The organism is Pseudomonas sp. ChxA (assembly GCF_030263855.1).
Taxonomy (GTDB): domain Bacteria; phylum Pseudomonadota; class Gammaproteobacteria; order Pseudomonadales; family Pseudomonadaceae; genus Aquipseudomonas; species Aquipseudomonas fluorescens_CB.
Genome location: NZ_JARPMK010000002.1, coordinates 861,589 through 884,584, shown reverse-complemented (window position 1 = coordinate 884,584; position 22,996 = coordinate 861,589). Strand labels below are relative to the sequence as shown.

At 57.2% G+C, this 22,996-nt stretch carries 16 protein-coding genes, 2 tRNA genes and 3 rRNA genes; 13 read left to right on the top strand and 8 right to left on the bottom strand.

Features of this window, described 5'->3' with window-relative positions:
• Window positions 1-29: 29 nt before the first annotated feature.
• From tyrS to P5706_RS29795, 9 genes are all read left to right on the top strand, one after another.
• Window positions 30-1,229, top strand: coding sequence for a tyrosine--tRNA ligase (gene tyrS / locus P5706_RS29835; RefSeq protein WP_170040775.1), 1,200 nt, complete (start codon window positions 30-32; stop codon window positions 1,227-1,229).
• Between the two features lie 496 nt (window positions 1,230-1,725).
• A 16S ribosomal RNA gene (locus P5706_RS29830) occupies window positions 1,726-3,261 on the top strand.
• A gap of 122 nt (window positions 3,262-3,383) precedes the next feature.
• Window positions 3,384-3,460: transfer RNA gene (locus P5706_RS29825), tRNA-Ile, on the top strand.
• Between the two features lie 10 nt (window positions 3,461-3,470).
• Window positions 3,471-3,546 (top strand) — tRNA-Ala (locus P5706_RS29820).
• 237 nt (window positions 3,547-3,783) lie between these two features.
• Window positions 3,784-6,674: ribosomal RNA gene (locus P5706_RS29815) — 23S ribosomal RNA — on the top strand.
• A gap of 156 nt (window positions 6,675-6,830) precedes the next feature.
• Window positions 6,831-6,946, top strand: a 5S ribosomal RNA gene (gene rrf, locus P5706_RS29810).
• The 16S, 23S and 5S rRNA genes sit together here with 2 tRNA genes alongside, the layout of an rRNA operon.
• Before the next feature lie 160 nt (window positions 6,947-7,106).
• Window positions 7,107-7,766, top strand: a complete 660-nt coding sequence (locus tag P5706_RS29805; protein ID WP_285683830.1) for a paraquat-inducible protein A — start codon at window positions 7,107-7,109, stop codon at window positions 7,764-7,766.
• Window positions 7,753-8,376: a paraquat-inducible protein A gene (locus P5706_RS29800; protein WP_017134539.1), complete on the top strand. Its 624-nt coding sequence runs from the start codon at window positions 7,753-7,755 to the stop codon at window positions 8,374-8,376. The genes P5706_RS29805 and P5706_RS29800 overlap by 14 nt, the downstream gene beginning before the upstream one ends.
• Window positions 8,369-10,672, top strand: coding sequence for a PqiB family protein (locus P5706_RS29795; RefSeq protein ID WP_285683828.1), 2,304 nt, complete (start codon window positions 8,369-8,371; stop codon window positions 10,670-10,672). Before P5706_RS29800 ends, P5706_RS29795 begins: the two co-directional genes overlap by 8 nt.
• Window positions 10,673-10,843: 171 nt before the next feature.
• Here P5706_RS29795 and mksF read toward each other — a convergent pair whose 3' ends face one another.
• The 3 genes from mksF to mksB are packed head-to-tail and all read right to left on the bottom strand — an operon-like array spanning window position 10,844 to window position 15,655.
• The gene (gene mksF / locus P5706_RS29790) at window positions 10,844-13,684 is read right to left on the bottom strand and encodes an Mks condensin complex protein MksF (protein ID WP_285683826.1); all 2,841 of its coding nucleotides are present in this window, start codon (window positions 13,682-13,684) and stop codon (window positions 10,844-10,846) included.
• The gene (gene mksE / locus P5706_RS29785) at window positions 13,681-14,388 is read right to left on the bottom strand and encodes an Mks condensin complex protein MksE (protein WP_056859190.1); all 708 of its coding nucleotides are present in this window, start codon (window positions 14,386-14,388) and stop codon (window positions 13,681-13,683) included. The genes mksF and mksE overlap by 4 nt, the downstream gene beginning before the upstream one ends.
• A complete protein-coding gene (gene mksB, locus P5706_RS29780; RefSeq protein WP_017134535.1) occupies window positions 14,378-15,655 on the bottom strand; it encodes an Mks condensin complex protein MksB in 1,278 nt (425 codons plus the stop codon). Before mksB ends, mksE begins: the two co-directional genes overlap by 11 nt.
• Before the next feature lie 187 nt (window positions 15,656-15,842).
• Here mksB and P5706_RS29775 point away from each other — a divergent pair, with 187 nt between their 5' ends.
• Window positions 15,843-16,586 (top strand): energy transducer TonB, encoded by a 744-nt coding sequence (locus P5706_RS29775; protein ID WP_285684929.1) that lies wholly within the window; start codon window positions 15,843-15,845, stop codon window positions 16,584-16,586.
• Entirely contained in the window at window positions 16,579-17,031 is a 453-nt protein-coding gene (gene rimI, locus P5706_RS29770) for a ribosomal protein S18-alanine N-acetyltransferase (RefSeq protein ID WP_005784514.1), read from the top strand. The genes P5706_RS29775 and rimI overlap by 8 nt, the downstream gene beginning before the upstream one ends.
• Window positions 17,032-17,169: 138 nt before the next feature.
• Here the strand turns inward: rimI and P5706_RS29765 are convergent, their stop codons facing one another.
• A complete protein-coding gene (locus tag P5706_RS29765) occupies window positions 17,170-17,574 on the bottom strand; it encodes a serine kinase/phosphatase (RefSeq protein ID WP_285683818.1) in 405 nt (134 codons plus the stop codon).
• A gap of 139 nt (window positions 17,575-17,713) precedes the next feature.
• Here P5706_RS29765 and can point away from each other — a divergent pair, with 139 nt between their 5' ends.
• Window positions 17,714-18,358 (top strand): carbonate dehydratase, encoded by a 645-nt coding sequence (gene can / locus P5706_RS29760; RefSeq protein ID WP_003188288.1) that lies wholly within the window; start codon window positions 17,714-17,716, stop codon window positions 18,356-18,358.
• Here can and P5706_RS29755 read toward each other — a convergent pair.
• The 4 genes from P5706_RS29755 to P5706_RS29740 all read right to left on the bottom strand — a co-directional run bounded on the left by P5706_RS29755 (window position 18,355) and on the right by P5706_RS29740 (window position 22,440).
• Window positions 18,355-18,879 (bottom strand): SET domain-containing protein-lysine N-methyltransferase, encoded by a 525-nt coding sequence (locus P5706_RS29755; protein ID WP_285683815.1) that lies wholly within the window; start codon window positions 18,877-18,879, stop codon window positions 18,355-18,357. The genes can and P5706_RS29755 overlap by 4 nt on opposite strands.
• Window positions 18,880-19,025: 146 nt before the next feature.
• Entirely contained in the window at window positions 19,026-20,195 is a 1,170-nt protein-coding gene (locus P5706_RS29750) for a hypothetical protein (RefSeq protein WP_285683812.1), read from the bottom strand.
• Window positions 20,196-20,317: 122 nt separating this feature from the next.
• Window positions 20,318-22,018, bottom strand: a complete 1,701-nt coding sequence (locus P5706_RS29745; protein WP_285683810.1) for an acid phosphatase — start codon at window positions 22,016-22,018, stop codon at window positions 20,318-20,320.
• Window positions 22,019-22,119: 101 nt separating this feature from the next.
• Window positions 22,120-22,440, bottom strand: a complete 321-nt coding sequence (locus P5706_RS29740; protein ID WP_285683808.1) for a hypothetical protein — start codon at window positions 22,438-22,440, stop codon at window positions 22,120-22,122.
• A 231-nt stretch (window positions 22,441-22,671) separates the two neighbouring features.
• On the opposite strand from P5706_RS29740, the gene P5706_RS29735 reads away from it, so the two are divergent.
• The gene (locus P5706_RS29735; protein ID WP_017134527.1) at window positions 22,672-22,962 is read left to right on the top strand and encodes a nucleotidyltransferase family protein; all 291 of its coding nucleotides are present in this window, start codon (window positions 22,672-22,674) and stop codon (window positions 22,960-22,962) included.
• Window positions 22,963-22,996 lie beyond the last annotated feature (34 nt).

Sequence of the window (22,996 nt, the reverse complement as noted above, 5' to 3'; positions counted from 1 at the left end):
CTTTTGAATCTGAGCCTTGCGGGTCTGTTATGAAGTCGGTTGAAGAGCAGCTAGCGCTGATAAAACGTGGTGCGGAAGAACTGTTGGTCGAGGCCGAGCTGATCGAAAAGCTCAAGCGTGGCCAACCCCTGCGTATTAAGGCTGGCTTCGATCCGACCGCGCCGGATCTGCACCTGGGTCATACCGTGCTTATTAATAAGCTGCGCCAGTTCCAGGAGCTGGGGCATCAGGTCATCTTCCTTATAGGTGACTTCACCGGGATGATCGGTGATCCGAGCGGCAAAAGCGCAACGCGCCCGCCGCTGACCCGTGAGCAGGTCCTCGATAATGCCGAGACCTACAAAACCCAAGTGTTCAAGATTCTCGATCCGGCCAAGACCGAGGTGGCATTCAACTCCACCTGGATGGATCAAATGGGGCCGGCGGACTTTATTCGCCTGACTTCCCAGTACACCGTGGCACGCATGCTTGAGCGTGATGACTTCGATAAGCGTTATTCCACCAATCAGCCGATCGCGATTCACGAGTTCCTCTACCCGTTGGTGCAGGGCTATGACTCGGTGGCATTGCGCGCGGACGTCGAGCTGGGTGGTACTGACCAGAAGTTCAACCTGCTGATGGGGCGCGAACTGCAGCGTGCGTATGGGCAAGAGGCTCAGTGCATTCTGACCATGCCGTTGCTGGAAGGGTTGGATGGCGTCAAGAAGATGTCCAAGTCGCTTGGCAACTACGTCGGTATCCAGGAAGCGCCGGGTGTGATGTACGGCAAACTGGTTTCGATTCCTGATGCGCTGATGTGGCGTTACTTCGAACTGTTGAGCTTCCGCTCGATGGACGAGATCAATGCGCTGCGCGCTGAAGTCGAAGCGGGTGCGAATCCTCGTGATGTGAAGATCAAGTTGGCGGAAGAGATCGTTGCGCGCTTCCATGGTGAAGAGGCTGCGGCCAGTGCTCACCGCGCGGCCGGTAACCGTATGAAAGATGGCGAGCTGCCGGATGATCTGCCGGAGATCGAATTGGCCGCGGCTGAAGCGATGCCGATTGCTGCTGTACTTAATAAGGCGGGCCTGGTTAAGAACTCCGCGGTTGCGCGCGACCTGCTGGGTTCCGGTGGCGTGCGTATAGATGGTGAGGTTGTCGATCGCACCTTTATATACGAGCTGGGCGCTACCCACGTTTGTCAGGCTGGGAAGAAGGCATTTGCGCGTATTACGCTCAAAGCCGAATAGACCTGAAATTAAGTGTTGACGGCGAATTATATCTGTCTATAATTCGCCCCACTTCCGGCGCAGTCGAAACGGAAAACTCCTTGGTAAACAATGAGTTACGAAGTTTTCGGCAGCAGGTTGCTTCAGTTCATCGAAGCCAAAAGGGAGTTGAAAAAGAGGTGTTGACAGCAGCGTGTAACGCTGTAGAATTCGCCTCCCGCTAACGAGAGATCGTAAGCGCAAGTGGTTGAAGTTGTTGAAGAATTCTTCGAAAGCTTCTGAAAATAATCACTTGACAACAAATGAGGCTGCTGTAGAATGCGCGCCTCGGTTGAGACGAAAGATCTTAACCAACCGCTCTTTAACAACTGAATCAAGCAATTCGTGTGGGTGCTTGTGGAGTCAGACTGATAGTCAACAAGATTATCAGCATCACAAGTTACTCCGCGAGAAATCAAAGATGTAACCAACGATTGCTGAGCCAAGTTTAGGGTTTCTTAAAAACCCAAAGATGTTTGAACTGAAGAGTTTGATCATGGCTCAGATTGAACGCTGGCGGCAGGCCTAACACATGCAAGTCGAGCGGTAGAGAGGAGCTTGCTCCTCTTGAGAGCGGCGGACGGGTGAGTAATGCCTAGGAATCTGCCTGGTAGTGGGGGATAACGTTCGGAAACGGACGCTAATACCGCATACGTCCTACGGGAGAAAGCAGGGGACCTTCGGGCCTTGCGCTATCAGATGAGCCTAGGTCGGATTAGCTAGTTGGTGAGGTAATGGCTCACCAAGGCGACGATCCGTAACTGGTCTGAGAGGATGATCAGTCACACTGGAACTGAGACACGGTCCAGACTCCTACGGGAGGCAGCAGTGGGGAATATTGGACAATGGGCGAAAGCCTGATCCAGCCATGCCGCGTGTGTGAAGAAGGTCTTCGGATTGTAAAGCACTTTAAGTTGGGAGGAAGGGCAGTAAATTAATACTTTGCTGTTTTGACGTTACCGACAGAATAAGCACCGGCTAACTCTGTGCCAGCAGCCGCGGTAATACAGAGGGTGCAAGCGTTAATCGGAATTACTGGGCGTAAAGCGCGCGTAGGTGGTTTGTTAAGTTGGATGTGAAATCCCCGGGCTCAACCTGGGAACTGCATTCAAAACTGACTGACTAGAGTATGGTAGAGGGTGGTGGAATTTCCTGTGTAGCGGTGAAATGCGTAGATATAGGAAGGAACACCAGTGGCGAAGGCGACCACCTGGACTAATACTGACACTGAGGTGCGAAAGCGTGGGGAGCAAACAGGATTAGATACCCTGGTAGTCCACGCCGTAAACGATGTCAACTAGCCGTTGGAAGCCTTGAGCTTTTAGTGGCGCAGCTAACGCATTAAGTTGACCGCCTGGGGAGTACGGCCGCAAGGTTAAAACTCAAATGAATTGACGGGGCCCGCACAAGCGGTGGAGCATGTGGTTTAATTCGAAGCAACGCGAAGAACCTTACCAGGCCTTGACATCCAATGAACTTTCTAGAGATAGATTGGTGCCTTCGGGAACATTGAGACAGGTGCTGCATGGCTGTCGTCAGTTCGTGTCGTGAGATGTTGGGTTAAGTCCCGTAACGAGCGCAACCCTTGTCCTTAGTTACCAGCACGTAATGGTGGGCACTCTAAGGAGACTGCCGGTGACAAACCGGAGGAAGGTGGGGATGACGTCAAGTCATCATGGCCCTTACGGCCTGGGCTACACACGTGCTACAATGGTCGGTACAGAGGGTTGCCAAGCCGCGAGGTGGAGCTGATCCCACAAAACCGATCGTAGTCCGGATCGCAGTCTGCAACTCGACTGCGTGAAGTCGGAATCGCTAGTAATCGCGAATCAGAATGTCGCGGTGAATACGTTCCCGGGCCTTGTACACACCGCCCGTCACACCATGGGAGTGGGTTGCACCAGAAGTAGCTAGTCTAACCTTCGGGAGGACGGTTACCACGGTGTGATTCATGACTGGGGTGAAGTCGTAACAAGGTAGCCGTAGGGGAACCTGCGGCTGGATCACCTCCTTAATCGACGACATCAGCTGCTCCATAAGTTCCCACACGAATTGCTTGATTCATTGAAGAAGACGATAGAAGCAGCTTTAAGCTCCAAGCTGATAGCTCTTAGCTAATCAGTGGCGCTCGAAATTGGGTCTGTAGCTCAGTTGGTTAGAGCGCACCCCTGATAAGGGTGAGGTCGGCAGTTCGAATCTGCCCAGACCCACCAATTTTGTTATGGGGCCATAGCTCAGCTGGGAGAGCGCCTGCCTTGCACGCAGGAGGTCAACGGTTCGATCCCGTTTGGCTCCACCATTAACTGCTTCTGCTGTTAGAGTTTAGAAATGAATATTCTGAAGTGAATATTGATTTCTAGTCTTTGATTAGATCGTTCTTTAAAAATTTGGGTATGTGATAGAAAGATAGACTGAACGTTACTTTCACTGGTAACGGATCAGGCTAAGGTAAAATTTGTGAGTTCTCTTAATTGAGAAATTCGAATTTTCGGCGAATGTTGTCTTCACAGTATAACCAGATTGCTTGGGGTTATATGGTCAAGTGAAGAAGCGCATACGGTGGATGCCTTGGCAGTCAGAGGCGATGAAAGACGTGGTAGCCTGCGAAAAGCTTCGGGGAGTCGGCAAACAGACTTTGATCCGGAGATGTCTGAATGGGGGAACCCAGCCATCATAAGATGGTTATCTTACGCTGAATACATAGGCGTAAGAGGCGAACCAGGGGAACTGAAACATCTAAGTACCCTGAGGAAAAGAAATCAACCGAGATTCCCTTAGTAGTGGCGAGCGAACGGGGACTAGCCCTTAAGTGGCTTTGAGATTAGCGGAACGTTCTGGAAAGTACGGCCATAGTGGGTGATAGCCCTGTACGCGAAAATCTCTTAGTCATGAAATCGAGTAGGACGGAGCACGAGAAACTTTGTCTGAATATGGGGGACCATCCTCCAAGGCTAAATACTACTGACTGACCGATAGTGAACTAGTACCGTGAGGGAAAGGCGAAAAGAACCCCGGAGAGGGGAGTGAAATAGATCCTGAAACCGTATGCGTACAAGCAGTGGGAGCCCACTTTGTTGGGTGACTGCGTACCTTTTGTATAATGGGTCAGCGACTTATTTTCAGTGGCGAGCTTAACCGAATAGGGGAGGCGTAGCGAAAGCGAGTCTTAATAGGGCGTCTAGTCGCTGGGAATAGACCCGAAACCGGGCGATCTATCCATGGGCAGGTTGAAGGTTGGGTAACACTAACTGGAGGACCGAACCGACTACCGTTGAAAAGTTAGCGGATGACCTGTGGATCGGAGTGAAAGGCTAATCAAGCTCGGAGATAGCTGGTTCTCCTCGAAAGCTATTTAGGTAGCGCCTCATGTATCACTGTAGGGGGTAGAGCACTGTTTCGGCTAGGGGGTCATCCCGACTTACCAAACCGATGCAAACTCCGAATACCTACAAGTGCCGAGCATGGGAGACACACGGCGGGTGCTAACGTCCGTCGTGAAAAGGGAAACAACCCAGACCGTCAGCTAAGGTCCCAAAGTTATGGTTAAGTGGGAAACGATGTGGGAAGGCTTAGACAGCTAGGAGGTTGGCTTAGAAGCAGCCACCCTTTAAAGAAAGCGTAATAGCTCACTAGTCGAGTCGGCCTGCGCGGAAGATGTAACGGGGCTCAAACCATACACCGAAGCTACGGGTATCACGTAAGTGATGCGGTAGAGGAGCGTTCTGTAAGCCTGTGAAGGTGAGTTGAGAAGCTTGCTGGAGGTATCAGAAGTGCGAATGCTGACATGAGTAACGACAATGGGTGTGAAAAACACCCACGCCGAAAGACCAAGGTTTCCTGCGCAACGTTAATCGACGCAGGGTTAGTCGGTCCCTAAGGCGAGGCTGAAAAGCGTAGTCGATGGAAAACAGGTTAATATTCCTGTACTTCTGGTTATTGCGATGGAGGGACGGAGAAGGCTAGGCCAGCTTGGCGTTGGTTGTCCAAGTTTAAGGTGGTAGGCTGGAATCTTAGGTAAATCCGGGATTCTAAGGCCGAGAGCTGATGACGAGCTAACTTTTAGTTAGCGAAGTGGTTGATGCCATGCTTCCAAGAAAAGCTTCTAAGCTTCAGGTAACCAGGAACCGTACCCCAAACCGACACAGGTGGTTGGGTAGAGAATACCAAGGCGCTTGAGAGAACTCGGGTGAAGGAACTAGGCAAAATGGCACCGTAACTTCGGGAGAAGGTGCGCCGGTGAGGGTGAAGGACTTGCTCCGTAAGCTCATGCCGGTCGAAGATACCAGGCCGCTGCGACTGTTTATTAAAAACACAGCACTCTGCAAACACGAAAGTGGACGTATAGGGTGTGACGCCTGCCCGGTGCCGGAAGGTTAATTGATGGGGTTAGCTAACGCGAAGCTCTTGATCGAAGCCCCGGTAAACGGCGGCCGTAACTATAACGGTCCTAAGGTAGCGAAATTCCTTGTCGGGTAAGTTCCGACCTGCACGAATGGCGTAACGATGGCGGCGCTGTCTCCACCCGAGACTCAGTGAAATTGAAATCGCTGTGAAGATGCAGTGTATCCGCGGCTAGACGGAAAGACCCCGTGAACCTTTACTATAGCTTTGCACTGGACTTTGAATTTGCTTGTGTAGGATAGGTGGGAGGCTTTGAAGCGTGGACGCCAGTCTGCGTGGAGCCAACCTTGAAATACCACCCTGGCAACTTTGAGGTTCTAACTCAGGTCCGTTATCCGGATCGAGGACAGTGTATGGTGGGTAGTTTGACTGGGGCGGTCTCCTCCTAAAGAGTAACGGAGGAGTACGAAGGTGCGCTCAGACCGGTCGGAAATCGGTCGTAGAGTATAAAGGCAAAAGCGCGCTTGACTGCGAGACAGACACGTCGAGCAGGTACGAAAGTAGGTCTTAGTGATCCGGTGGTTCTGTATGGAAGGGCCATCGCTCAACGGATAAAAGGTACTCCGGGGATAACAGGCTGATACCGCCCAAGAGTTCATATCGACGGCGGTGTTTGGCACCTCGATGTCGGCTCATCACATCCTGGGGCTGAAGCCGGTCCCAAGGGTATGGCTGTTCGCCATTTAAAGTGGTACGCGAGCTGGGTTTAGAACGTCGTGAGACAGTTCGGTCCCTATCTGCCGTGGACGTTTGAGATTTGAGAGGGGCTGCTCCTAGTACGAGAGGACCGGAGTGGACGAACCTCTGGTGTTCCGGTTGTCACGCCAGTGGCATTGCCGGGTAGCTATGTTCGGAATAGATAACCGCTGAAAGCATCTAAGCGGGAAACTAGCCTCAAGATGAGATCTCACTGGGACCTTGAGTCCCCTGAAGGGCCGTCGAAGACTACGACGTTGATAGGTTGGGTGTGTAAGCGCTGTGAGGCGTTGAGCTAACCAATACTAATTGCCCGTGAGGCTTGACCATATAACACCCAAGCAATTTGTTTCTCGAGAGAGCATCAGATTGCGGTGTGTGAAGACGAGATGAACCGAAAGTTCGACGCTCACAAAACACCGAAAGCTGTCACATACCCAATTTGCTGAAGCGAAGCCAGCTGGCTACGACTCAGTACCCGAATTTCTTGACGACCATAGAGCATTGGAACCACCTGATCCCATCCCGAACTCAGTAGTGAAACGATGCATCGCCGATGGTAGTGTGGGGTTTCCCCATGTGAGAGTAGGTCATCGTCAAGATTAAATTCCGAAACCCCTGATTGCTAACGCAATCAGGGGTTTTGTTTTGGGCGGTCGAAAACCCAAACCCGTCCAAAGCTGCCGACAAATTTGCACAGTTATTTCTGAACCAGACCATTAGAATAGGCACCTAACCTTTTTTAGAGCTCGAGCCCTATCTATGCCCGATCCGGTTGATACCGTCGAGGTGTCGCAGTTACCACTGGAGGATCTGGTGGCATGCCATGAGTGCGACTTGCTGATGCGCAACCCCGTACTCGCCCTCGGTGAAAAAGCCCAATGCCCGCGTTGCGGTTACGAGCTCTACGCACACCGCCACAACGTGGTTGAGCGAAGCCTCGCTTTGGTGCTGGCGGCATTGTTGCTGTACATCCCTGCGAACTTTTTACCCATCATGCAGCTCAATCTTCTCGGGCAGTCCTCGGAGGACACCGTATGGAGCGGCGTGGTCGGTCTGTTCGACACCGGCATGCAAGGTGTAGCGGCTGTGGTGTTCCTGTGCAGCATGGGGATTCCGCTGCTCAAGCTACTCTGCCAATTGGCTGTGCTGCTCAGTATCCGATGGAATATCGGTCGCAATTATGGGCTGTTGCTCTACCGCATTTACCATCACCTGAAAGATTGGGGGATGCTGGAGGTTTACCTGATGGGCGTGCTGGTCGCGATCGTCAAGCTCGCGGACATGGCCTCCATCACCATTGGCTTGGGGCTTGTCTGCTTCGTTAGCTTATTAGTGGTTCAAGTACTGCTGGAGGTGGTGATGTCGCCCCACCAGATCTGGCAAGCACTTTCAGGAGAGGATGATCATGCGGGCGATTGATGCAGGCATTCTGATTTGTACCGAATGCCACGAGCTGAACAAGCAAGAGGCGGATACCGATGAGCAGTTGTGCACCCGTTGCGGTGCGCTCATCCATGCGCGTCGCCCCAACAGCCTTGTGCGTACCTGGGCGTTGCTGATCACTGCAGCGATCCTGTACATCCCGGCTAATCTGTTGCCCATCATGACAATCAACTCCCTCGGCCAGGGTGATCCCAGTACGATCATGGCGGGCGTGATTCAGTTGGTGCAGCACGGAATGTTCCCCATCGCTGCGGTGGTATTTATCGCCAGCATTCTGGTGCCGACGTTCAAGCTGGTGGGTATTGGCTTGTTGCTGTTTTCGGTACAACGTCATCAACCGCTGTCCGCACAACAACGCATTATCATGTACCGCTTTATCGAATTCATTGGCCGCTGGTCCATGCTGGATATCTTCGTGATCGCCATCCTGGTGGCGGTCGTTAACTTTGGGCGACTTGCCAGCGTCGAGGCCAACCTTGGCGCTGCAGCGTTCGCCAGTGTGGTGATCTTGACGATGCTTGCCGCAGTAACTTTTGATCCCCGACTGATTTGGGATAACACGGAGTCGGACGACGACCATGAGTGATTTGCCTAAAGCTAAAACCCGCCCGGCCTCCAACTGGTCGGCCATTTGGGTGCTTCCCCTGATTGCGCTGATCATCGGCGGCTGGCTGGGATGGCGTGCCTATTCCCAACAAGGCATCGAGATCCAGGTGCGCTTTGAAAGTGGCGAGGGCATCCAGGTCAACAAAACCGAAGTGGTCTACAAAGGCATGACGGTGGGCAAGGTCAAAGCCTTGGCCCTGGATGACGAAGGCAGCAATCGCGGGGTGATCGCCACCATCGAGATGAACAAGGACGTCGAGCAATACCTCAAGACCAATACACGCTTCTGGCTGGTAAAACCCAGCGTCAGCCTCGCCGGTATCACCGGCCTGGAAACCCTGGTCTCGGGTAACTACATTGCTGCCAGCCCTGGCGACGGCGAGCCCACACGCAAATTCAAGGCGCTCTCCGAAGAGCCACCGTTATCTGACGCCAAGCCAGGCCTGCACCTGACCCTTAAAGCCGATCGCCTCGGCTCACTGAATCGTGGCAGCCCGGTGTTCTATAAGCAGATCCAGGTTGGCCAGGTCAAAAGCTACCTGCTGTCCGAGGACCAGAGCACTGTCGAGATCAAGGTCTACATCGAACCGACCTACGCCAGCCTGGTGCGCAAACATACGCGTTTCTGGAACGCCAGCGGCATCAGTATCGACGCCAATCTATCCGGCGTAAAAGTGCGTAGCGAATCGCTGTCCAGCATCGTCGCCGGCGGTATCGCGTTCGCCACCCCTGAAAATCGCAAGGACAGCCCGCCGACTGATCCGAGCCTGCCTTTCCGTCTTTATGAGGATTTCGACGCCGCTGCCGCCGGCATCAAGGTCAAGGTCAAGCTCACCGACTTTGAAGGCCTGCAGGCCGGGCGCACTCCGGTCATGTACAAAGGCATCCAGGTCGGCAGCCTGAAAACCCTGAAGATTGACCCGGACCTGTCCAGCGCCCACGCTGAGCTGACCCTCGACCCGCTCGCCGAAGATTACCTGGTGCAAGACACCCAGTTCTGGGTGGTCAAGCCGTCCATCTCCCTGGCCGGCATCACCGGTCTGGAGGCGTTGGTAAAAGGTAACTACATTGCCATCCGCCCCGGCGACAAAGGCAGCGCACCGCAACGTGAGTACGTCGCCCGCGCCAAAGCGCCGCCACTGGACCTGCGTTCTCCAGGCCTGCACATGGTGCTCTTCACCGACAACCTGGGCTCGCTGGATGTGGGCAGCCCGATCCTCTACAAACAGGTCAAGGTCGGTTCGGTGCAGAGCTACCAGTTCTCGCGCAAAAACAAGCAACTGGTGATCGGCGTCCACATCGAGAAGGAATACGAAAACCTGGTCAACGGTTCGACGCGTTTCTGGAATGCCAGCGGCGTCACCTTGACTGGCGGCCTCACCGGCGGCATTCAAGTGAAGAGTGAATCCTTGGCTAGCCTGATGGCGGGCGGTATCGCCTTCGAAACCCCGGAACAGAATGTACCGTTGAAAAAGCGTATCCCGCGTTTCCGCCTGTTTGCCGATCGCGAAGCGGCCAACCAGCACGGCACCCTGGTGACCATCAAGGTTGATCGCGCCGACGGCCTGCGCCCCGGCACGCCAGTACGCTTCAAAGGCCTCGACGTGGGCAAGATCGAGAACGTCGACCTCAGTGCCGACATGCAGTCGGTATTGCTCAGCGCCCGGATCACCCAAGTGGCTGATCGTATTGCGCGCAGTGGCAGCCAGTTCTGGGTGGTCAAGCCTGAGCTGGGCCTGATGAAAACCGCGAACCTGGAGACCCTGGTCACCGGCCAATACATCGAAGTGCAGCCCGCCGTGAAAAACACCGGGCCGCAAAAGAGCTTCGTCGCGCTGGACAAGCCACCAGAGGCTGTTCACCAGGAAGAAGGCCTGAGCCTGGTCCTCAGCGCCGCACGCCGTGGTTCGCTGAAGGAAGGCGTGCCCGTCACTTACCGTGAAGTCACTGTAGGCAAAGTCACCGGCTACGAGCTGGGCCAGACCGCCGACCGGGTGCTGGTGCACATTTTGATCGAGCCTAAATATGCACCACTGGTGCGCAGTGGCAGCCGCTTCTGGAATACCAGTGGGTTTGGTTTGGACTTCGGCTTGTTCAAGGGGGCGACGGTGCGCACGGAGTCACTGGAGACGTTGGTGGCTGGTGGTATCGCCTTCGCCACGCCAGATGGCGAGCGGATGGGCAATGCGGCGCGACCGCAGCAGACGTTCCCGTTGTTTGATAAGTTTGAAGATGAGTGGCTGACCTGGGCGCCTAAGATTCCGCTCGGCAAATAGACCGAGGCGCGGCCATCGCGGGTAAGCCCGGCTCCCACATTGGAATGCATATCTCCTGTGGGAGCCGGGCTTGCCCGCGATGAGGCCCTCAACATCACTGCAAAAACCCAGCCTATAAAAAAGGCCGCGATCCATATAGATCGCGGCCTTTTTACATTTCAGCGCAGTGGCTTAAACCTCATCCAACTCCGGCTCATCCGCCTGCACATTCACCGTCGCCTTCACCACATCATGACGACGGATGTACTTCCAGTCCGCCTCATCAATGTAGATACCATTCGGCCCGCTGCCGCCTTCCAGGTCGATCGCCACCTGGGCGGACACCTGCGGCTTCACACTGGCCAGAATCGGCACAAAGCCCAGCTGCAAACTGGTTTCCAGCAACGCCGCCTGGTTCTTCTCGTCGATATCCGCCGCCTCGTCGAGGTAGTACGGCAAACGCACGCGCCCGGCCTGGTCGCGGTCCATCAAGTGCAGCAACAAATACATGTTGGTCAGCGCCTTGATGGTCATGGTGGTGCCGTTGGACGCCGCGCCATCGATGTCGGTGTGAATCACCGGCTGGCCATGCACCTTGGTGATTTCAAATGCCAGCTCGAACAAGTCCTTGAGGCCCAACTGGTTATGGTTGGCAGCCACAAGACGGGCCAGGTATTCCTTGGCTTCTTCGTTCTTGTTGTCCTGCTCGGCGCTCTGGCTGAGGTCGAACACCGACAGGGTTTCGCCTTCTTCATACTGGCCGGCACTGTGGATGATCTGGTCGATATGCTTGAGGGCTTCCTTGTTCGGCGCCAGCACGATGCGGAAGCTTTGCAGGTTCGATACCTGACGCTTGTTGATCTCGCGGTTGAACAAGGCCAACTGGTGCTCAAGGCTGTCGTAGTCACTGCGAATATTGCGCAAGGTCCGCGCAATATCGGTGACAGCCGCACGGCGCGCCTTGCCCAACGTCAGGGCTTCATCGGTACGGTGCGCGTACGCGTTGATCAGCAATTGCAGACGACGCTCTACGTCATCCTCACTGTCGAACTTGGCCACGCCCTTGAGGCGCACCTGTGCGTACAGCGCCTCAATCTGGCCATCAGCGCGCAGCAAACCTTGCCAGCTGTCCTGATAGTCATTGAGCAACGGCAACAGGTTGTCCATGGAGTCGTCGACCGGGTCCATGAATGGTGTGCCGAACGGCAAGTCGGCCGGCAACAGCTGACGACGGCGCAACGCGTCATCCAGCGTGCGTTGCTTGGCTTCCATATCGCCAATCTGACGGCCGACCAATTGCAGCTTGGCCGACAACTGCTGGACACGCTCGGTGAAGGCATCACTGGAGCGCTTCAACTCGTTTTGCGCAGCTTCCATCTGCGCCAGGTTTTCGAGCTTCTCGCCTTCTTCCGCGCTCAGGGTTTGTGCGCGACGGAAGTCTTCCAGCGCTTTTTGCGCATCCAGCACTTGCTGGTACAGCGCTTCAGTCTGGGTCTTGCTCGCCGCACGGTCAGAGGCTACGGCCTGCTGCGTCTTGAGCTGCTTGAGTTCTTTTTCCAGACGCTCTTTCTGGTCGCGCAGCGCCGCGCGATCAGCCAGTGCCTGCAAGGCCGGTGGCTCGATATGGGAGATGTCGATCGACAGGCCCGGCACTTCAAATTTCTCGCCCTTGAAGCCATCAAGGATCTGCTCCAGGGATTTAACCCACTGGCCATCCTCATCCAGCGTGATGCCATGCTCGCCCAGCGGCAAACTGAACAACGAACTATTGAACAGGCGCATCAGACGCTCGACATCCTGCTGTGAGAATTCTTCACGCAGTTTGGCGTAACTGTTGTTGTCGGCGTGGTCGAGCTGCTGCTTGACCGACTTCAAACGTTTTTCCAGGTCGCGCAAGCGCTCGTCCAAGTCCTCTGCGCTGAACTGTCGGGATTGCGCCAGGGCGCCCGCCAATTCATCGTGCGCATCCTTGGCCGCCAGCAGTTGCTGCTCCAGCACCTTGACGTCATCCACCAGCGCAAAGCGATGCTTGAGCACCGACAGCTCGCCCAGCCAACGCTGAATGCCACTGATCTCGCGCTCCAGACGCATCAGTTCCTGGGTGCCGCCACGCTGATCGTTTTGCAGCGCGTCCTGCTCGTTACGGTAGTGCTCGGCCTGGATAGTCAGCTCTTCCTTGCGCGCACTGGCGTAGTCCGACCAGGTGCCCAGCAACGAATCCAGCAAGGGCGACAGGCGATGCAATTTGCCGCGCAATACATCGCGCAAGCGCACGCCATTGGCGAGTGCCTCAACCAATGGCCCGGCAGCCACCAGCGAGTTGTAGTCCTGCTCCATGCGCCTTACATCTCGGAAGGCTTCTTCGCACGCGGCGATGTAATCCACGCTGCCGGAACGCAGGCTGTGTTCGAACGCATCCAGGAACAATTGCTTGAGCTTGGCCGCGGTGATTTCGCGCATGTGCAGCAGGTTGATAAACAGCGCGCGGAAAGTCTTCAGGCTCTGTTCGCTGGTGGAACGCAGCGGAATCAGGGTCAGGTCCAGCGGGATTGACGTGTGGCCACCGACCAGCAAACGGCGCAATTCATCCGGCTTGAGTTCGTAGGCTTTCAGGCCTTCGCGCTCCAGGTTGGTGAACAGCTCTTTCTGACGCAGGCAGGTGTCGTTCTTCTGGTAATGCGCCAGGTCCAGCTTGCCGGCATAGGCAAAGAACTGGTGACCGAAACCACCGCCCGGGCCGCGCCCGACCACGCCGATCACGTGCGGGCCGTGGGGCAGCGAAACTTCCACGAGGATGTAGCTGGTGTCGGTGGCAAAGTAGAAGCGCCGCGATTGTTCCAGGGTGTACTTGCCGAAACTCATGTCCGACATGCGCGCCAGGATCGGGAACTGCAAGGCGTTGATCGACGCAGATTTACCCAGGTTATTCGCGCCGTACACCGACAACGGTTCTTCCAGCGGGAACAAGCCCAGGCTGTAACCCGCGGTGTTCAATAGGGCAAAGCGGCGGATGCCGTAGCGTTCCTTACTCATGCGTCGGTCTCCTGTTCTTCGGCAATGGCGCGGGCCATGGCGTCTTCTTCGCTTTCTTCTTCGAAGTCGCTGAGGTCCAGCGGGTCATCGGTTTTCAGCAACTTCTCGTCGCTGTCTTCATCGATGATCACCGGCGCCGGCAATGGCAACACACTGTGTACGCTGGCGGCCAGGTCACGGTCCTGCTGCACCGACAGGCATACGTCGAGGAAGCGGTGCATCGGCGGCAGGAAGCGATAGATGCCGTTGTCTTCGCTGGCAAAACCCAGTTGGGTCATGCGGCGCATGATCTTTTCTTCGAGCTCTTCCTGGGTCTGCACTTCGGCCTGGATAAACAGGTCGCGGTACTTTTCCAGCAACGACGGCAATTCATCGCGGCCCAGGCTGCCGCCATCAAGCACGGCGATCGGGTCGCGGCCCTGGTCGGCCAGGTGCTCGACGATGATGAAGGTAAACAGCGCCAAACGTTGCGCGGTCTTGTTGACCTGCGCCGCCGCCACGGCAGTGTCCGGCACGAAGTAATAGAAACCGCGTGTGTCACACACCAGCTCAAAGCCCAGGGCCTTGAACAGCGTGCGGTACTGGTCCTGGAAGTTCGACAGTTGCGCGTACAGCTCCGGGTCGCGGCGGCTGACGTGGTAACCCTTGAACAGCTCGCGAAAGATCGGCGCCAGCTGGGACAGTTCGGATAGATCAAGATGCATAAGGCGTGCTCGCAGAATTCTCGGTGGCATCAGTGCCAGCCGGGAGCAGGGCGAATGAGCGCAGGCTGACCTGGTGCTCGTGTGTGTGGTAGTCGCGGCGTTCCAGGCGTTCGCGCTTAAAGCGTTTTTCCCGCGAGAGCCGTGAGAACCAGTACAGCAATTCGTCGGTGGCGCCGTCCGGTTCCTGCTCCAGCAGCCAGGTCATCAGGTCCGGCATCGGCAACGCGTCTTCGCAGCGCTCGAGCATTTCCTTTACCGTGCGCGGCGCACGTTGGGCTTCGCCCTTATGGGATTTGTGCGCCTTGGGGAAACGTGCCGGTTTCGGCTCGAAATTAGCCAGGGCATACACGTACGCTTCGACCTGGCTGGCACTGCCCAGGAAGGTGCTTTGCGGGCGGGTAAACATCGGCATTGCGGCCTGCGGCACCGCATCCAGGCCTTTACGGCGAATGGCCGACAAGGCCAGCGCCGCGCCACGGGTCACGGCGTTGTGGCGGCGCGCTTCTTCACGCAGCGGCAGCAGCAGTTCGCGGGCATGGCGCAAGGTCAGCTGGGCGCTGGTTTGCATTTCGAGGATGCGCGCGTGGGTGCGCAGCAGCATGTCGTCGTCCACCAGATGGCCGAGGCGCTGCTGCTCGGTGAGCATGCGCAGCAGCACATTTTCGACCTTGCGCACGCCTTGCTCAAAGGCGCCGTCGGCGTTCACCAGTTGGATCATCGGTTCGACATATTCGTCCCAGGTCGCCAGTACCTCGGCGTAACGCTGGCGCAACGGGATTTGGCGGTCGCTGGTCTTGGCGCGGTCGGCCACGGCCGCGAGGGCTTGTTCGTCGTTAGCGAGTTTTTTCAGCACGTCCCGCACGCGCATGTCCAGCAAGCGCAGTTGGCGGGCCAAGTCGTGGCCATCACGGATGTCAAAGGCGTCCTGGATGTAACCTGCCAGGCGCTCGAGGTGGCGCAGGTAGGCTTCGATTTCCAGGCACAGGCCAAGCCGGTGCTCCTTGCGAAGATAGGCGAGGAAGTCGTGGATCTGTGCGTTGAGCTCGAAACGGTTCGGGCTCTTGGCGACAGGCACCAGGATATCCAGGCGTATCCACACGTCCAACAGGCTGGTGATGTCCTGTGGCGTGCTGTCCAGTTGTTGGGCCGCCAGTTGTGCGCGCAGCTCGCCCAGGCTCAAGGTGCCTTGGTCGAAGTGTTCGCACAGTGGCTCAAGCAAGGCCCAGTGTTCGGCGAGGGCGCGCAAGACGCGCTTGGGTTCGATCATCGGAATGGCCGGCTGGTTGGCGATTAAAAGTCGCGATTGTACTGCATCAGGCGCGGGATTTATCCACAGCCGGTCAGTGCGCAGTGGGCGATTGTTACCGAACAGCGGTAGAATCCCCGCTCTTTAGTTATCCACAAGTGGCCGAGCTGTGCTTATCGAGTCCCGACGTCGCGCTTACTTGACCGCCATGCAGGTGGTCAACTGGCTGCCCCGCACCGAACTGCCGTTTGCCGCGCCGTCGCGGCCCGAGCTGCTGCAGGCGCTTGAGCCCTATGAGGCGTTCGAAGTGTCGGGCGAGGAAGCCGCTGCGCCGGTGACGGTGGCCAAGCCTGCGCCCGAAACGCGGCCAACGGTGGAACGTGCCAAGGTCGAAGTGCCGCGTCCGTCGCCGGTGGCCAAACCTGTGGCGGCCGAAGCGCCAGCGCCGGTGGTCAAGGCCCCGGTGGTGCCGCCGCCACGCTTTGCCCTGCAATTGCTGCGGGCCGGGCGCTGCCTGCTGCTGGTGGAACTGCCTACGGGCGAACGTTTCCAGACCCGCGACCCGGCCTACATGCTGCTAAAAGACATGCTGCGCGCCGCCGGCCTGCCCGACAGCCCGCAAATCGTCGGCGACCCCGTGCGCTGGCCGCTGCTGGTGCGCGGCAACATGGACCAGGGCCCGGAAGCTGCACGGGATTTTGTCCAGGGTTTTGTCTCGGCGCGCCTGGAAGACGAACCCTGCGTGTGCCTGTGGCTGATCGGCCTGCCCGCCGTGCGTTTTGCCGGTGAGGCGAACGCCGAAGCCTGGTACCGCGAGCTGCAGGTCGAAGGCCTGGGCGCGGTATGGGCCTTGCCGGGCCTGGAATTATTAATGGAAGAGCCACAGCGTAAGGCTGATGTCTGGCAAGCCATGCGCCGGCTGATGGCGCGCTGGAAAAGTACCGATGAGTGAAGCTTTATCGTTCCGCCCGATGACCGAGGCGGACCTCGATGCCGTACTTAAGATTGAATACGCGGCGTTCAGCCATCCCTGGACCCGCGGTATCTTTCTCGACGGGCTGGGCAAGTACCAGATCTGGTTGATGTTCGAAGGCGAGCAGCAGGTGGGCCACGGTGTGGTGCAGATCATCCTTGATGAAGCGCACTTGCTGAATATCACCGTCAAACCGGAAAACCAGGGCCGTGGCCTGGGGTTGGCGCTGCTGGAGCACCTGATGTCTCGCGCGTACGCCGCCAGTGCGCGTGAGTGCTTCCTGGAAGTGCGCGATAGCAATACCGGCGCATTCCGGCTGTATGAGCGCTACGGTTTCAACGAAATCGGCCGTCGGCGCGATTACTACCCGGCCGTCGGCGGCCGCGAAGATGCGGTCGTGATGGCCTGTACTTTAGTTGACTAAGACATAGAACCCGATGTGCAAGCAGGCCCTGTGGGAGCTGGCTTGCCTGCGATAGCATCACCTCGGTCTGGCTGAAACACCGAGGCGCCTGCATCGCGGGCAAGCCCGCTCCCACACGGGAAGTGTTCACAGGCTGTGTCAGCGGTTACCGTCTATCGGGTCAATATCCGCCAATTCGGCCTCATCCAGGCCATTGCCACCGCCAATCTGATCCTCATCCACAATGCTCAGGTCCCAGTCGGCGGGTTCGTCTTCACCCGCCTCACGCGCATCCCGGGCGCCATCCTCATGGATCAGCGTCTCCGGGCTCATGTCATCATCCGTGGACTCATGATCATCGGTCGAGGCTCCAGTCATGCCAGCTTCGCGCACCCGTTCGTCGGGCATAAGGTGTTCGCGCTCGCGGCGCGGTAGTTCATCGCCGATTTCCGCGGTCGGCTCTTCCTCGTCAAAATCCAGCTCGCGCATCTCACCCATACGGTCTTCGTTGTCATCAATCGGTTCGGGCTGGGTAGCGCCGTAGGGACGTTGTGATTCAGTCATGGCCAATCCTCATACTGTGGGGCTTATAGTGTGTGGACAGGCACGGCTCGCCAAAGATTCAAGCTAATTTGCGGGCGGCGTGACCCGGACGAAGGGTCGTCAGTCACAAAACTGCGCATCATTCCTGAGGCTTTCCCTGATGAACGAACTACAAGACCTGCTTGATAACAACGAACGCTGGGCGGATGCGATCAAACAGGAAGATCCCGAATTCTTCGCCAAGCTCGCCCGCCAGCAAACCCCGGAATACCTGTGGATCGGCTGCTCCGACGCCCGCGTTCCGGCCAACGAGATCGTTGGCATGCTGCCCGGCGACCTGTTTGTACACCGCAACGTGGCCAACGTGGTGCTCCACACCGACCTCAATTGCCTGTCGGTGATCCAGTACGCGGTGGACGTGCTCAAGGTCAAACACATCCTCGTCACCGGCCACTACGGCTGCGGCGGCGTGCGCGCTTCGATGCAGGACCGTCAATTCGGCCTGATCGACGGTTGGTTGCGCACCATTCGCGATCTGTATTACGAAAACCGTGACGTGCTGGCCCAACTGCCGACCGAAGAAGAGCGCGTTGACCGTATGTGCGAGCTCAACGTGATCCAGCAGGTGGCCAACGTCGGCCACACCAGCATTGTGCAAAACGCCTGGCACCGAGGGCAGAGCCTGTCGATCCACGGCTGCATCTACGGCATCAAGGATGGGCGCTGGAAGAGTTTGAACACCACCATCAGTGGTTTCGAGCAATTGCCGCCGCAATATCGCCTGCGCCCACTGGGCGAAGCTTAAGGCCGTTTGCGTATGCGCCATTGGGTCATGAACGCCTGGCCTTCGGCGTTCAATGGCTCCTTGGCGCCGGTTATCCAGCCGCGGCAATTCAGCTCGCCGCATTGGCAGGCGAACTGCCGAAACAACGCATCCTCGGTGGTGGCGTAATCCATCGTCAGCAAGGTGCCGGCCGCAATGGGCTGCACAGTCCAGACTTCCAGGTACGTGGAATCAAAAAACACGTTCGGATTGCAGGAGTGCAACATCAGGCGGCTGAACCACGGGTCATAGAGGTGGATACGTGACGAGAGCTGCAAGGTGTGGGCACGTCGTTCGCTCAAGGCATAGCCGGACACTCTGGCAATGCGCACGCGGCTGTCAAAGGCGACGCATGCCTTGAGCGCGGCGCCAATGCCATTTGCATCTTGTACGACCTGGAAGTTTTTAGTCGAAGGGTAACCCTGTTCAACGAGCACCGTTTTGAAGGGGTAAAGGCAGTCACTCACAGCAGTTTTAGCCTTATCCATGGCTTGAGTTTTCATAACTCTCCTGGGCTAGGCTGCATCGACCTGCGATGGGGTCTGACTGCCAGTCTTGCAGCGGATGGGTACCGTTCAAGACTCGCTGAAGTTGTAGGCGATTTCTACTGTCAGATCTGACAGTAGAAACCGGTTATATTTTGTACGATTTACAGCGCAGGGGCTGTAACAGCGGGGATTGGGGCGGCGTCTTTCAGCTGTTTCAGCTGCGCCTTGATGGGCGGGGTGGCGCATTTGGCGTTGGCTTGCTCCGGGGTCAGGTTGCGCACCGAGGTGTAGAACAGCTCGCAGGTCTGCTCCTTGCGCGTGACTTGCCAGGTGTTCATGCAGGCCTTGAGCAATACATTCGGGTCACTGGCGGGTTTCTGGCCCATACCGGCTTGCCAGCAGGCGGCGCTCAAATCTTGCCCCATCACTTTCAAACCGGCCTCATCGGCTTTTTGTTCATTGCCGTCATAGCTGGCCGGATCTGCCGCATACCAGATATAGCTCGGGTGGTTGGAGCCCAATACCGACACGGTTTTACCGGCAGTCGGGCTGATCTGCGCCAACCCCAGCACGGCCACGGTCTGGCCGTACTGTTGTTTGATCCAGTTACGCACCGGTGCGCCGAATGCGACCATCGGCAATGAGCCGTTGGCGTGCAGGCTCAGCTCCTTGACCATGCGCGTCTGGTAATCGGCAAAGTAGCTGTAGACGTTTTCCAGGTCCTTGCCCGCATTCGACGGCGCGGCGATCGGCGCAATATCAATGATGGTCTGGTAGGCCGGGGTTTCCGTGGCCGGGATGCCATTATCCGTGAGCAAAGTGGCCCAGCGGTCAGTGGTGGCCGATTCCAGGTAATCCTGGGCCTGGGTCAGCGAGTAGTCGGGCGGGAAGTGCAGCAGTTCGATGCTCTTGCGGTTTTCCAGGGCCATGCCCAGCGGCAGGAACAAGTACCAGTTGTAGGCCCACTTGCCGTCACTGTTGAGTTTATTGGCGCCTTGATAGGCCAGGTCGGCGGTGTTGAGCAGCGTGGTCAGGGGCTGGCCGTAATGCTCGGGCACGCCGCTGAAGGTGGCTGAAACTTGGCCGTCGTGGGTTTTCACACTGACCTTGGCACGGCTGTACCCGTCGCGCTGCAAGCTCTGGTTTAAATAGTGCTCGGCGGTCTGCTCCAGCGTCCATGGCCGAAAGCAGATCACATTGCAGTTATTGGGGAAAGCGAACAGTTGGGTGACGCGTTGCGTGCTGCCCAGTGGTACTTCGATGTCGGCCTGTACGACCGCACTGGCCAGCAGTGCGGCCAGGGTGAAGGACAGCCTGGTCGGTTTAAACATAGTTGGTTCCTTGTCAGCGAAAGCCCGTCTGCGCGGGGTGAAAGCCCACTTGCACACAGTAGCGGTTGACCAGGAAAACCGCGTGCTAAATCGCCAGGCATGTCGCTATTGGATAAGAAAACCTACCGGTTGAACTGCAAGGCGTTGCTCAAATCGCCCATGGGCTTCTGGCCGCGGGCGATCATCGCGTCATCGCGCTGCTTGAGGCCGTCCAGCGTCTCCAACTGGAACACACGGGTGATTAAACGCAGGATCGATGCCGTGTCGTAAACCGTGTGGTCCACCGTGCCTTTGCGTGCAAACGGCGACACCACCAACGCCGGAATCCGCGTGCCCGGGCCCCAGCGATCGCCCTTGGGCGGTGCCACGTGGTCCCACCAGCCGCCGTTTTCATCGACAGTGACCACCACCACCATGTTTTTCCACTGCGGGCTTTCTTGCAGCACTTTCAAGGCGCGGGCGATATGGCGGTCGCCCGAGGCCACATCGGCGTAGCCGGCGTGCATGTTCAGGTTGCCCTGGGGCTTGTAGAAAGTCACGGCGGGCAGCTTGCCGGCCTGGGCATCGGCGAAGAACTTGTTGGTGCCGGAATCATCGCCCAAACCGCCGTCACGCAAGCGCTTGTCGCGCTCTGCACGGTTTTGCGGGCCTTGTTGCTTGAAGTAGTTGAACGGCTGGTGGTGATACTGGAAGTTCGGAATTTTCGGGATACCGCCCGAGTCCTTGAACTGGTCCAGGGTCGCTTGCCAGGCACCGGCATACCAGGCCCAATCGACGTTCTTTTTCGACAGTTTGTCGCCGATATGCTCGTGGGTTTGCGGCACCAGCACGTTGGGCAGATCGGGCTTGGAGTAGTCCGGGTTTTCCGGGTCGCGAATCCACGTCGGCCAGTACGGCGGCGCCAGGGTGTTCACGCCGTAGCCGTCCGGCGTCAAGGCACTGGGGCCGAACTGCGGCGGGCCGGTCATGGCGCTGGCTGGCGACTTGTCCAGCGGCTTGAGGCGCGGGTCGGTGGGGTCATCGCTTTGCAGCGTGGCGATCTGCGCCTTGGCCACCGATTGCGCTGCATTCGGATAAAACGGCGCGGTGGCGCTGATCAGGTACTGGTGGTTGAGGAACGAGCCACCGAAAGCGCCCTGGAAGAAGTTGTCGCACAGCACAAACTCCTTGGCCACATCCCACAGGCGCAGTGAATAACGGCTCTGGGCGTAATAACCCATCACCAGGCCGCCGGAATCGGCCCAGGCGACAAAGTTGTCGTTCTTGCCGCCATTGATCTGCATCTGGTTCTGATAGAACACGTGCCACAAGTCCCGGGTGACCAGGCTCAGCGGCAGGTCTTCGGCATTCGGGCCTTTGAGCGCAAATGGCGTGTTGGGCAGGTTTTCCTGGTATTGCACTTCGCTGGGGTAAGTCACCCCATCCACGCTTTGCGGACCCACTTGCAAGACGCCGCCCCAGGCCGGTGGCAGGCTGGTCAGCAAGCTGCCGTCACGGTCCCGTTGCTGCACGTCGGCAGCGGAGAGCGCCGACAGTGGTTTTTCCACGCCAGGGAAGTCTGCGAACAGGTTGTTGAAGCTACGGTTCTCGGCGTAAATCACCACCACCGTCTTCACCTGCTCGTGCAAGGCCTTGTCCAGCTCTTGCGGTGTAAGCGGCTGCACCTGCGGTTTGCCTGCAGGCTCGCTGGCATTGCCGCAAGCACTCAACGTGGCGCCAACCCCCAGCACCGCCGCGCCCCCAAGGAAACGCCGACGGCTGGTGTCCACGGGCGGTCGGGTTACGGAATCGGGAGAAGGGCGGTCTTCGTGCTCGTCACTCATTGCTGGGCGTTCCTGCTGGCTGATTGTTGCAAGATATTTCGCAGGACGGTAGCAATGCAATGTGACGGAACGAAGACAGCGGCTTGAACGCTAAGGGGCGATTACAACAAGTGCAGTGCCAATTGGCTACCCGCGCGCAAGTACTCCACTTGAGCCGTCAACGCATCCTTGACGATGGCCTCGCCCGTGTCGGTCAGCCTGGCTTTTTTTGCATCGATGACCGTGGTTTGCAAAAGCTGCATGGCCACGTCCATCACTTTTTGGAAGGCTGTGACGTTATTGTGCAGGCCAAACTCTTTGACGACGGCAGCCATACGCCGATCGGCATCGTCTCGCAGGGTCTTGTACTCGACGAACGATACGCGGTCGTCCTTGTAAATATCATTGATCAACTCTTCCAGTGATTTGGACAGCGGCGTCATCGTATTTTCCTTGGCGTTTGTGGGTGGTAAGCCAAGGCAGATTAATCAAAGGCGCGGGTGAGAGAAGTCAGAGGGCGTCACTGCGATGAGTGGGAAAACCCGATACATCTGGCCAGGGAGTTAGCAATGCAATGTGACGCAATGACGAGGTTGATGTAAGAAATCGGGCATGTATACACACACCCTGGCACTGCTAAACTGCTTCAATAATGGATGCCACCGAGGTGAACCGTGAAACCTTCAATCGCCCTTGATCTAAAACGGGCCGCCGTCAGAGAGGTGGTGGGGCGTTTCCGTATCTCAAATCCAAGGGTGTTTGGGTCTGTATTGCTGGGTACCGATCAAGAAGGTAGCGACCTTGATCTGCTGGTAGATGCTCCGCCGGGGACCACGCTTTTTGATCTTGGTGGATTGCAGGTAGAGCTGGAGGATCTGCTCGGGGTCAATGTGGACCTGCTGACGCCTGGCGATTTACCACTGAAGTTTCGCGCAAAAGTGTTGGCTGAGGCTCGCCCGGTATGACAGTAAATCGCCTCGGGGACTACTTGGATCACAT

Coding starts and splice junctions, on each gene's coding strand:
- mksB (WP_017134535.1), bottom strand. CDS start 15,655: ATGATCGAACCCAAGCGCGTCTTGCGCGCCCTCGCCGAACACTGGGCC.
- rimI (WP_005784514.1), top strand. CDS start 16,579: ATGAGTGAAGCTTTATCGTTCCGCCCGATGACCGAGGCGGACCTCGAT.
- mksF (WP_285683826.1), bottom strand. CDS start 13,684: ATGAGTAAGGAACGCTACGGCATCCGCCGCTTTGCCCTATTGAACACC.
- P5706_RS29745 (WP_285683810.1), bottom strand. CDS start 22,018: ATGAGTGACGAGCACGAAGACCGCCCTTCTCCCGATTCCGTAACCCGA.
- P5706_RS29775 (WP_285684929.1), top strand. CDS start 15,843: ATGCAGGTGGTCAACTGGCTGCCCCGCACCGAACTGCCGTTTGCCGCG.
- mksE (WP_056859190.1), bottom strand. CDS start 14,388: ATGCATCTTGATCTATCCGAACTGTCCCAGCTGGCGCCGATCTTTCGC.
- P5706_RS29740 (WP_285683808.1), bottom strand. CDS start 22,440: ATGACGCCGCTGTCCAAATCACTGGAAGAGTTGATCAATGATATTTAC.
- P5706_RS29765 (WP_285683818.1), bottom strand. CDS start 17,574: ATGACTGAATCACAACGTCCCTACGGCGCTACCCAGCCCGAACCGATT.
- P5706_RS29805 (WP_285683830.1), top strand. CDS start 7,107: ATGCCCGATCCGGTTGATACCGTCGAGGTGTCGCAGTTACCACTGGAG.
- tyrS (WP_170040775.1), top strand. CDS start 30: ATGAAGTCGGTTGAAGAGCAGCTAGCGCTGATAAAACGTGGTGCGGAA.
- P5706_RS29755 (WP_285683815.1), bottom strand. CDS start 18,879: ATGAAAACTCAAGCCATGGATAAGGCTAAAACTGCTGTGAGTGACTGC.
- P5706_RS29800 (WP_017134539.1), top strand. CDS start 7,753: ATGCGGGCGATTGATGCAGGCATTCTGATTTGTACCGAATGCCACGAG.
- P5706_RS29795 (WP_285683828.1), top strand. CDS start 8,369: ATGAGTGATTTGCCTAAAGCTAAAACCCGCCCGGCCTCCAACTGGTCG.
- can (WP_003188288.1), top strand. CDS start 17,714: ATGAACGAACTACAAGACCTGCTTGATAACAACGAACGCTGGGCGGAT.
- P5706_RS29750 (WP_285683812.1), bottom strand. CDS start 20,195: ATGTTTAAACCGACCAGGCTGTCCTTCACCCTGGCCGCACTGCTGGCC.